This is a genomic window from Vibrio sp. S457-15 (assembly GCF_000960545.1).
GTDB lineage: Bacteria > Pseudomonadota > Gammaproteobacteria > Enterobacterales > Vibrionaceae > Vibrio > Vibrio parahaemolyticus.
The window spans coordinates 1-9,487 of record NZ_JYOQ01000090.1 but is presented as its reverse complement, the minus strand read 5'-3'; the positions used below and the strand labels follow the sequence as shown (position 1 = coordinate 9,487).

The following is a 9,487-nucleotide window of genomic DNA, read 5'->3' as shown; positions in this document are numbered from 1 at the left end:
AACGCTGAGCGGTCATCGCTGATACGTTAGTGTTTACATTCACTGCCATGGTGATTTCTCCAATTGATTTTCCGATGTAGCGGTTTCCGACGTCTCGGAAAACCAAGTAGTTCTCTCAAAGTTACTTTTATTAACGGCGCTCAACCTGATTTCTTTAGGGAATTTTTTGGATTTTTTTGAAAAAAGTTCGTTTGGAAAGGGAATCGTGATGAAGCAGATAAAAAAGCAAAAAAACTTCAATTTTTCGCTAAAGCTTCTTTTCGAGCTGTCGATACAACCTGATTTTGCGTTGAAATTAAGAATCCAAATCGCCTAACCAAGCAAGGTAAGTGCGAGGTTTGGCGCCTGTTTAGCTTGGGCTAAAATAGTGGTACTGACTTGTTGCAAAATCTGCTGCTTCACCATTTGCGTGGTTTCTTTGGCGTAATCAGTATCTTGAATACGACTGTTCGATGCCGCTAAGTTTTCGTGGATGTTATCTAGATTATTGATCGCATGATTGAAGCGATTTTGATATGCACCTAACTCAGCACGTTGGCTATCGACAAATTTCATCGCCGTATCTAGTACAGCGACAGCTTGCTGCGCCCCACCAACGGTTGTGATGTTCAGGTTATTGACCGCATCATAACCTTTCAACGACATCCCAAACTCACTCGCAAGATCTCCTGAGAATGAAATCGTTCCGGCGGTTTCTTCTCCTGCCATAAAGATCTGTAACTGACCTTTTTCATTAACAGAAGCCGTCACTTTGTCGGTTTGGCCATTAATGTAGGTCGCGAGTTCTTCAATATCATCACCGGCTTTGGCATTGATTTGGATTTTTTCCGTCTCGCCAGAACGGTTGGTGAAAGACATCGTCAGATCATTGGCGTTCTCTTTTACCTGCCAATCAGAATCAGCACGCCCTTGAGCGACATAACTAAAGCCCCCCATGTCCAGCCCGTCAGTGCGCATCGATTTCAACTCAATCTGTACGGCTTCACCAGAAGCAGCACCGATTTGAAAAGACGATTTGCCGAATGTGCCATTCAACAGTTTGCGTCCACCAAAAGATGTGGTTTCCGCAATACGGTTCAACTCATCGTTTAACGCGGTGACTTCTTCTTGCAACGCGGTACGCTCGGCTTGACTGTTTGAGCCATTAGCCGACTGAAGCGACAAATCACGCATACGTTGCATGATGTTCGTCACCTCATTCATCGCGCCTTCTGCGGTTTGCATGATAGAAATGCCATCATTAGCGTTACGAACCGCCACATCCAAACCACGCATTTGTGATTGCAGACGATTGGAGATTTGCAGGCCTGCCGCGTCATCTTTTGCGCTGTTAATACGCTTCCCTGAAGACAAACGCTCCATGGATTGATTCAGCATATCCGTTGCACTGGTCAAATGACGTTGTGCGACGAGTGCTGCAACATTGGTATTAACGGTGATAGCCAAGAGACACAGACTCCAAATAAATTAAGGCTTTGGATACTTATCGACCAAGCAACAGAAAGATTTAGTGTTTTTTGAAAAGAGATTGGAATGAGAGAATAGAAAACAAAAAACCCTCCGAGTGGAGGGCTTTGGAAGCTTTTAACTATTAATTACTTAATGGCCAGTTCTGCTAGCATTTCTTGTGAAGGAGCGAAGAAGTAAGCACCTGTTACTGCTTTAGTGAAGCGAAGCAGTTGGTCTGTTTTACCGTCGGTTACACCGTACATGCTCTCTAGCATCACTTTGATATTGTGAAGGGTATTACAGTAAGAGATGAACAACAGACCGTGCGCACCAGTCACAGTGCCGTATGGCAAGCTATGACGAACAATCTTCAAACCTTTGCCTTCTTCTTTAATATCAACTCGACCAACGTGAGATGCTGCCGGTACGTCTTCTAGCTCGACTGAATCGGGTTTGGTACGACCAATCACTTTCTCTTGAGCTTTGATATTTAGGCGATTCCAAGCTGGCAAGTTGTGCTCAAAACGTTGAACCATAACATAGCTGCCACCAGCATATGGGCCATCTTTTACCAATGCTACGTCAGCGCGAGCGTCCCCTTTCGGGTTTTCTGTGCCGTCGATAAAGTCCGTCATGTCACGTGCATCTAGGTAGCGGTAGCCGTACGTTTCATCCACGACCGTCACATCTTCTGCGATATCGGTTAGGAATTTGCGCAGTACGTAAAAGTGCAAATCGTGGCGAGTAGAGTGGCAGTGAATAAGCACATCAACATCTGTTGTTGGCGCAATAATGTCGCCTTCACCAAGTTGTGGAAAATCAATCAGCTCTTCTGGTGCGTCAATATTTAGGTGCTGCCAGAATGATTTGGTGAATGCGATGGAAATCGTCAGATTAGCGCCCGGTTGACTGTTGTTTAAGTCTTTAACCAGCTCAGGAAGCGCTTTCAGTTTCGCCAATACGTTTTCACGGTTTTGGTTCACTTTTAGTTGAGTGTACAGTGCAAATGGCCCTGCTTCTGGCACGATCGCCGTTTGAGCTTGTGACATTGAGGTATCCTCTATACTTTGCCCCATTGCGGGAAATTATTGTTTTTAATTTTTTGAAGGCTGTTTCGCATCGTGCTCAAGCTGTGGCACGTTAAAACAGTCTTTTACCCATCTTCCGTTGAGAAGATAGATCATAAACCAAGTTAATAAGGTGATGGTTAGAGCATTTGCCCAATTGAATACACCATGTTCTAGGTACACATGATACATGGTCTGAGCGAGTTGAATACCGCACAAGATCAAAGTCATCTCACGGCCATATCGCGTTATTTGATTTACCCAACCACGATCTGGGTGACGCAATCCCATCAGCCACATCAATAACAGGCTTGGAATACCAATCGACAAACCTAAATACAACGTGCTGGAATCAGGATAGACAATGGACAAAAGCTTGCTGCCGCTTTCTCGGCTGACACCCGCCATTGCAAAAACCACCCAAGAGCGAGCCAGAAACATCCATCCTAGCCAAACAAGAATAGGCGCTTTCAAAAATCCATGAGCGTCATATTGGTCAAATGAGTAGCGCACAATATCGTCTTCTTAGTTTCATAAAAACGCCACTTTAACCGATCGATTCAGAGTTGCAAGCAAGCAAAGATGAGAACTAAAGTTCATTTCATCATCTTACGCAGGTAAACTAAACGCAGATTTACAGTGACGTCGATGAGAAACATGAAAAAAAGAACCCCTGCAACCCCAGTTCCTTCTCTAGAAACTCAAACCGAAGCCATGAAGATCGCAAAAGCGACACAGAAACCGGGTCAAACGAAAGAACAAACCAAACTGATTGCTCAAGGTATCGAAAAAGGCATAGCTCAATACAAAAAACAGCAAAAAGAGCGAAATCGTCAAGCAGATAAAGCAAAGAAAAAACAGCAGCGTGAAAAACTGCGCCAGCATGAAGAAGATGTTATCGAGTCAGACAACATCACAGATGATTCACCAAACCACTTCTCAAGTAAGCTGCCTTGGGCGCTACTTGCGTTAAGTTGGATTGGCTTTGCGGCCTACATTATGTTGGGTAGATAACGGATGAAACAGGTATTACTTGGATTTTTTGCCGTACTTCTCTCTGGTTGTACGATGCCTTCTCACGTGACTCATGCTCAAAGCCAAGATGTTCATATTCGCATTGACGGTCAGTTCAACCCTGAGCGATGCGAATACAAAGGTGAAGTCACTGGAAGTGAGGGCCATTGGTATAACTACATTTTCATGACCAATGACGCGATGATGCAAGGGGCGATGAACGATTTAAAAAACAATACTGCGGCCATTGGCGCGGACACAGTGTTCATGGTTTCTCCGCAAGATTTCATCACCTCATTTAGCGTGCTGGGTTCTGCTTACCTCTGCAATGAGTGACGCCTAGAAATGAAAAAAGCCAGCGATTGCTGGCTTATGCACGAAATCCAAGACTGCTAGCGATATCTCTCTCCCGATCTAAAACCCATTGGCTATCAAAAGGTCCCCAATCCGAAAGTTGGTAATAGCCGTCATTATGACGTCGGCCATCTTGAACGAATATGAGTTCAATGCCGATCCCCGGTAATGCCTTTAGTACATCTTGAATTGTACGACGAGGCCACCCCGTTTTTTCGATCAACTTTGGCACATTCGGCCTTTCTAGGTTTTCCACCAACAAGGCCAAATATAGCCGCCTTGCAAAAACAGGACTCAATTCCATTGACACCTCCTAAAATTGTGCTGAATCATTATTTCGTTTTTGCCAAGTAAGATGTTGCGTTTGATCAATAACTCGACTTTTCCACTTGATTTAGGCGTTTTTTTATCCGCTTTATGCCAAATTAAGTTCTGTTTTGGCATGTGAGACCAGTTATCCACTTCTATATGAAAATTATTCTCCACAGCGTTTTGTCAGTTTGATTGCTTCTTGATAGGATGCTGAATCAGCCAAGAAATACCTCCCCAAAGCGCGTTGCGCTCTAGAGAGTAAAAACAGAATAAAAAAGGGAAACATTATGACAATTACCATGTTCGGCATTCCAAACTGCGACACCATCAAAAAAGCAAAGAAATGGTTGGAAGCTGAAAACATTGCGTTTGATTTTCACGACTACCGCAAACAAGGTATTGATGCTCAAATGGTGACTGAATTTTGTCAGGCGCTAGGCTGGGAACAAGTTCTCAACAAACGTGGCACCACGTTCCGCCAACTGACTCAAGAACAAAAAGACACGCTTAACGAAGAAAATGCTATTGCGCTGTTGGTTGACAACCCAGCGATGATTAAGCGCCCAATTCTGAACGTAGACGGCCAACTCCATATCGGTTTCAAAGCAGACCAATACGCTACGATTTTTAATTCATAAATGTAAGGAAGACTCAAGGATGACAGACAGTCCAGTACTGGCACTTGCAAAAGACCTGATCAGCCGCCAGTCCGTAACACCTGAAGATGCAGGTTGTCAGGACCTAATGATCGAGCGTTTAAAAGCGCTCGGTTTTGAAATTGAAGTTATGGTGTTTGAAGACACCACCAACTTTTGGGCGCGTCGCGGTAACGAAGCGCCATTGTTTGCTTTCGCAGGTCACACAGATGTCGTACCCGCAGGCAAGCTAGAACAATGGGATACACCACCGTTTGAGCCAACCATCATTGATGGTTACCTTCATGGTCGCGGTGCGGCCGATATGAAAGGCTCTTTGGCGGCGATGGTAGTGGCCGTTGAACGCTTTATTGCCGAGCACCCAGATCACAAAGGCTCGATTGGCTTTTTGATCACTTCTGATGAGGAAGGTCCTTTCATTAACGGTACCGTTCGCGTCGTAGAAGCACTGATGGAACGTGGTGAGAACATCGACATGTGCATCGTTGGCGAGCCTTCTAGTACAGAAATTGTGGGCGATGTTGTGAAAAATGGTCGCCGTGGTTCTATTACCGGTGACCTAACCGTAAAAGGCACACAAGGCCATGTGGCCTACCCTCATCTCGCTAATAACCCTGTTCACGCATCGCTACTTGCCATCCACGAACTGGCAACAACAGAGTGGGATAAAGGCAATGATTACTTCCCGCCAACAAGCTTCCAGATTCCCAATGTATCTGCGGGTACAGGGGCATCTAACGTTATTCCTGGCGAGTTCAACGTTCAATTCAACCTACGTTTTAGCACCGAACTGAACAATGACACTATCGTCCAGCGCGTAACAGAAACACTGGATAAGCATGATCTCAACTACGATCTACATTGGACATTCAACGGCGACCCGTTCTTAACGGACACAGGTGCCCTACTTGATGCCGTGGTCGCTGCCGTAGCGGAAGTGAACAACACCAAACCTGCGCTGCTCACAACGGGGGGGACATCAGACGGACGTTTCATTGCTCGCATGGGCGGTCAAGTTGTTGAGCTTGGACCTGTCAATGCCACGATTCACAAAGTGAACGAATGCGTAAAAGTGGACGATCTTGAGAAGTTGACTGACATGTACGAAAACACCTTAAAACACCTACTCGCGAAGTAATCGCACGTAGTTAACCCATTGATGAGCATACCATGACTCCTGCGCAACTCACCGGAACGACCGATTCTCACCTTCAATCAACCATGGTTGGTCAGAAGGCTTTTTTAATGCATCCCGATGTCGCGAACGATCTGCTCAATATGATCGAAGCAGCAACAAAAGCGGGATTTAAAATGGAAATTGCCAGTGGCTTTCGAGACTTTTCTCGCCAGCGCGCAATTTGGAATGGGAAGTACGAAGGCGAGTTGCCGATTTTGGATTCGAACTCGCAGCCTTTAAATAAGACTGCGTTAAGTGACGAAGAAAAACTAAAGGCCATTCTTCGCTGGTCGGCATTGCCAGGAGGAAGTCGTCATCATTGGGGGTGTGATTTCGATGTGTATGCTCGCAACTTACTTCCACCAGACACCAAGCTGCAATTGGAACCTTGGGAATATCTAGAAGGTCATCAGCTGGCGTTTTATTGTTGGTTAAAAGATCACATTGATGAGTTCGGCTTTTTCTTCCCCTATCTGCAAGATTTAGGTGGCGTCGCCATTGAACCTTGGCACATTAGCCACAAAGCCATCGGTCAACAATGTGCTGCTCAACTGAACGCCGAAATGCTAAAAGATGAGCTGGTTCGACAAAATCAACAACACAACATTGCAGGGTTAGAATCGATACTGAATAATTTAGATAGCATCTTATCTACCTATATTCGCAATATCACCCCACCACCGGAGGCGTTATGATCGAATTTCTTACCAACCCTTGGGTGATCATCATTGTGGTCTTGAGTGTGATCATCGGGAACATTGCCGCTCTGAAGTACACCGCCAAAATGAAGTTCAACCAGATGGATAAAGGTCGCAAGAACGATTTGGATCGTCTAAACGAACTAGATAAAGAACGTTACGGCGACGATGAAAGTAACAAACACGAACAAAAATAAGCGGCTTTCTAGTCGCTCTTGCTAATTGAGTTAAGCGTCTGAATGCTGTGACTTGGACTATGCTCCGAGCAACAAAAAACGATCAAAAAAGGGACCGAATGGTCCCTTTTTACTTCAACTATCTAACTTACTCTTTCACCACCGCACCAAGAACTGGCACTAGAGATTTCAAGAACTCTTCATCAACAGGTTTGCCTGATGAATCGGTAATGTTAATAGAAGTTCGGTTGCCCAAGTCCCCTAGCAAGAAGGTGTATTTACCTGCTTTTAGGTCGACTGGTTTCACGCCAATTTCATTCCAGAATTCATCATCTGGAGATGCATACTTCGCTGTTACCGTACCTTGTGACTGGCTGCGCTCTTCAATCGTGAAGCCCATCTTAGGTAAAATGTTCGGTAAACGCTGCCACAATACATTGTATTGCGCACGAGCGATGATAACAGGCAGACCACTGCGGTCTTTGCCCATCGTGACAGGAATCTGTTTCACCAACTCTTGAGCTTTACGCTGCGCTTCTTCACGAACTTCTTGATCGTAACGAGCCGTTACTAAGTTAGTCATGAACACGTTGTAACGCTCGCGGTTAGTCGCAGTCACTTCCTTAACTTGATCGCCTTCACGCCAGTCAATTAAGCTCACTTTGAAACCGTGTCGGCCATTTGCTTCTGCACGAGAGATCTCGTATCGGCTACCAATTTCTAGCTCTTCGTCAGGAGAGTTCCACGTTACCCAACCTGTCTCGATTCGAGAATCGGTTTGGCTTTCCACTGGAATTTTTCTTGCTTCAACCATGCCTTGCACAGTTTGCCAAACTTTATCTAGCTCATCTTTGCGCAATAGCCAAAGTGTCACTTCACCGTTACTACTGCGATCTAGGCGCGCACCAGGAATCAACTCAAGTACTTGCTGAGGTGGACGGATATCAACCGACTTCCCTAAGCCACCCGCATAATTGCCCTGAGGGATGTCATAGTTTGGGTAGAACTGAGGTTGAGCTCCTTGCGGAACGTTCCATGCCTCTAGAGCTGGTGTGTTCAAATACTCGAAATCGTCTTTTGCTTGACGACGTTGGTTGGCACCACCTGAACAGGCAGTCAATACGAATACAGCTAATGAACTTAACACTAACTGGCTTGAAAGCTTCATCTATACTCCTAAAACACTGAGGGCTTAATCGCCCCCAGTATGAACTTCAATCCTAGTAAATACCTGCGTCTGTCAACGCCTGTTCCACGATCGGCTGCGATTTTTCAGAAAGTGCGGTTAAAGGAAGACGCAAGCCACCTTCTTCAATCAAACCCAGCTTATGCGCTGCCCATTTTACTGGGATCGGGCTTGATTCAACGAATAGGTTTTTATGCAGAGTCATCAAACGCTGGTTAATGATTTCTGCCTCTTCGAATTTACCTTCACTTGCCAAATGGAACATGTCTGCCATGTCTTTCGCTGCAATATTGTTCGTTACCGAGATAACACCATTGCCGCCCAGTTTCACGAATTCCAAGCCCGTCGCATCATCACCACTTAGTAAGATAAAATCTTCACCACAAAGTTCACGGTGAAGTGCAATTCGGCTCAAATCGCCCGTCGCATCTTTTAGAGCAACGATATTATCAAGCTTTGACAAGCGTGCCACTGTCTCAGGTTGCAGATCTACGGCAGTACGACCCGGTACATTGTACAAAATTAGAGGTACGTCACTCGCTTCTGCGATCGCTTTGTAATGCTGGAACAAACCTTCTTGTGTTGGTTTGTTGTAATAAGGCGTCACACTCAAGAAACCTGCGATACCAGAATCCGCGAGTAATTTGCTAAATGTCACGGCTTCGTGGGTTGCATTTGCACCCGTGCCGGCAATCACAGGGATGCGACCGTTGGCAAACTCAACAGTTTTATTAACGACCTTTACATGCTCTTCAATGGTCAGTGTCGCTGACTCACCTGTCGTGCCTACTGCCACAATACCGTCTGTACCCGCTTCGATGTGGTACTCTACTAGCTTTTGTAGACCGTCGAAATCTACTTCACCATCTGCTTTGAATGGTGTAATCAGCGCTACGATACTTCCTGAAAACATGTTTATCTCCCTCATTTAACTCTTTCTGCATGGTACTGTAATGCGATTGAAAAACACAAGAGCGTAAACTCGCTTACAAAGTACAAATGAATGAATAATTATCAGTTGTTAGAGGTCTAGCAACTTAATTGCGCAATTTGGTCTTATTCCCAGCAATTTTGATAATCGTCTTGGTTATCTGGTTTTGTGCCTAAGCGGCCCGGAAAGGCTTGTTTTAGTGAGAATGACTTGGGTATGAGCCTTTAATTATCTAGGCGACAAGCCACGGGTAACTTCACCAAAGAATTTTTGCGGCCTATTGTTACGCTCAGAAATATACGCTTTAGCGACATTTATCAAGTCAGGTTTTAGTGAATAAAAAGGTTCATCGCGGCTTTCCGGGGAAAGCCGCTTTTATCTTTAAGAAGAAGTAATCAGTGTCTCGATAGCCATATCCCATCCTCTTGATTAACTTTATCTTGTTATTTATCCCTTCAAGCGTACAG

13 protein-coding genes are annotated in these 9,487 nt (G+C 45.1%); 6 read left to right on the top strand and 7 right to left on the bottom strand.

What is annotated here, in order from left to right:
• Positions 1–312: 312 nt before the first annotated feature.
• The 3 genes from UF05_RS08830 to UF05_RS08820 all read right to left on the bottom strand — a co-directional run bounded on the left by UF05_RS08830 (position 313) and on the right by UF05_RS08820 (position 3,029).
• On the bottom strand, positions 313–1,446 hold the full coding sequence (locus UF05_RS08830; RefSeq protein ID WP_045546341.1) for a flagellin: 1,134 nt from the start codon (positions 1,444–1,446) through the stop codon (positions 313–315).
• A gap of 149 nt (positions 1,447–1,595) precedes the next feature.
• On the bottom strand, positions 1,596–2,498 hold the full coding sequence (locus UF05_RS08825) for a Dyp-type peroxidase (protein ID WP_005457759.1): 903 nt from the start codon (positions 2,496–2,498) through the stop codon (positions 1,596–1,598).
• Positions 2,499–2,543: 45 nt separating this feature from the next.
• Positions 2,544–3,029, bottom strand: a complete 486-nt coding sequence (locus tag UF05_RS08820) for a DUF2919 domain-containing protein (RefSeq protein WP_005484554.1) — start codon at positions 3,027–3,029, stop codon at positions 2,544–2,546.
• 144 nt (positions 3,030–3,173) lie between these two features.
• Between UF05_RS08820 and UF05_RS08815 the strand changes: the two genes are divergently transcribed.
• Together UF05_RS08815 and UF05_RS08810 are read left to right on the top strand one after the other, a co-directional pair.
• Complete coding sequence (locus tag UF05_RS08815; RefSeq protein ID WP_045546340.1) at positions 3,174–3,530, top strand: DUF2956 domain-containing protein; 357 nt, start codon at positions 3,174–3,176, stop codon at positions 3,528–3,530.
• 3 nt (positions 3,531–3,533) lie between these two features.
• Positions 3,534–3,866, top strand: coding sequence for a DUF4156 domain-containing protein (locus UF05_RS08810; RefSeq protein WP_023624348.1), 333 nt, complete (start codon positions 3,534–3,536; stop codon positions 3,864–3,866).
• A gap of 34 nt (positions 3,867–3,900) precedes the next feature.
• On the opposite strand, the gene UF05_RS08805 is transcribed toward UF05_RS08810, so the two are convergent.
• Complete coding sequence (locus UF05_RS08805) at positions 3,901–4,188, bottom strand: winged helix-turn-helix domain-containing protein (RefSeq protein ID WP_005494336.1); 288 nt, start codon at positions 4,186–4,188, stop codon at positions 3,901–3,903.
• A gap of 295 nt (positions 4,189–4,483) precedes the next feature.
• Here UF05_RS08805 and UF05_RS08800 point away from each other — a divergent pair, with 295 nt between their 5' ends.
• Genes UF05_RS08800 through UF05_RS08785 form a run of 4 tightly spaced genes read left to right on the top strand, consistent with a single transcriptional unit; the run spans position 4,484 to position 6,924 of the window.
• Positions 4,484–4,834: an ArsC family reductase gene (locus UF05_RS08800; RefSeq protein WP_005484501.1), complete on the top strand. Its 351-nt coding sequence runs from the start codon at positions 4,484–4,486 to the stop codon at positions 4,832–4,834.
• A 19-nt stretch (positions 4,835–4,853) separates the two neighbouring features.
• On the top strand, positions 4,854–5,990 hold the full coding sequence (dapE, locus tag UF05_RS08795; protein WP_005457682.1) for a succinyl-diaminopimelate desuccinylase: 1,137 nt from the start codon (positions 4,854–4,856) through the stop codon (positions 5,988–5,990).
• A gap of 32 nt (positions 5,991–6,022) precedes the next feature.
• Positions 6,023–6,724 carry a M15 family metallopeptidase gene (locus UF05_RS08790; RefSeq protein WP_020838652.1) on the top strand — a complete coding sequence of 234 codons (702 nt, stop codon included), beginning with the start codon at positions 6,023–6,025 and terminating at the stop codon, positions 6,722–6,724.
• On the top strand, positions 6,721–6,924 hold the full coding sequence (locus UF05_RS08785) for a DUF2897 family protein (protein WP_005494327.1): 204 nt from the start codon (positions 6,721–6,723) through the stop codon (positions 6,922–6,924). Before UF05_RS08790 ends, UF05_RS08785 begins: the two co-directional genes overlap by 4 nt.
• A gap of 127 nt (positions 6,925–7,051) precedes the next feature.
• On the opposite strand, the gene bamC is transcribed toward UF05_RS08785, so the two are convergent.
• From bamC to UF05_RS24420, 3 genes are all read right to left on the bottom strand, one after another.
• The gene (bamC, locus tag UF05_RS08780; protein ID WP_025631473.1) at positions 7,052–8,071 is read right to left on the bottom strand and encodes an outer membrane protein assembly factor BamC; all 1,020 of its coding nucleotides are present in this window, start codon (positions 8,069–8,071) and stop codon (positions 7,052–7,054) included.
• Between the two features lie 52 nt (positions 8,072–8,123).
• Positions 8,124–9,002: a 4-hydroxy-tetrahydrodipicolinate synthase gene (gene dapA / locus UF05_RS08775; RefSeq protein WP_005457716.1), complete on the bottom strand. Its 879-nt coding sequence runs from the start codon at positions 9,000–9,002 to the stop codon at positions 8,124–8,126.
• Positions 9,003–9,366: 364 nt separating this feature from the next.
• Positions 9,367–9,487: transposase (locus UF05_RS24420; protein WP_137408763.1), on the bottom strand; the 121-nt coding region annotated here is incomplete at its 5' end.

Bases quoted from the DNA above. Each gene is read 5' to 3' on its own strand.
- UF05_RS08785 (WP_005494327.1), top strand. From the start codon at position 6,721: ATGATCGAATTTCTTACCAACCCTTGGGTGATCATCATTGTGGTCTTG.
- bamC (WP_025631473.1), bottom strand. From the start codon at position 8,071: ATGAAGCTTTCAAGCCAGTTAGTGTTAAGTTCATTAGCTGTATTCGTA.
- dapE (WP_005457682.1), top strand. From the start codon at position 4,854: ATGACAGACAGTCCAGTACTGGCACTTGCAAAAGACCTGATCAGCCGC.
- UF05_RS08825 (WP_005457759.1), bottom strand. From the start codon at position 2,498: ATGTCACAAGCTCAAACGGCGATCGTGCCAGAAGCAGGGCCATTTGCA.
- UF05_RS08805 (WP_005494336.1), bottom strand. From the start codon at position 4,188: ATGGAATTGAGTCCTGTTTTTGCAAGGCGGCTATATTTGGCCTTGTTG.
- dapA (WP_005457716.1), bottom strand. From the start codon at position 9,002: ATGTTTTCAGGAAGTATCGTAGCGCTGATTACACCATTCAAAGCAGAT.
- UF05_RS08810 (WP_023624348.1), top strand. From the start codon at position 3,534: ATGAAACAGGTATTACTTGGATTTTTTGCCGTACTTCTCTCTGGTTGT.
- UF05_RS08815 (WP_045546340.1), top strand. From the start codon at position 3,174: ATGAAAAAAAGAACCCCTGCAACCCCAGTTCCTTCTCTAGAAACTCAA.
- UF05_RS08790 (WP_020838652.1), top strand. From the start codon at position 6,023: ATGACTCCTGCGCAACTCACCGGAACGACCGATTCTCACCTTCAATCA.
- UF05_RS08800 (WP_005484501.1), top strand. From the start codon at position 4,484: ATGACAATTACCATGTTCGGCATTCCAAACTGCGACACCATCAAAAAA.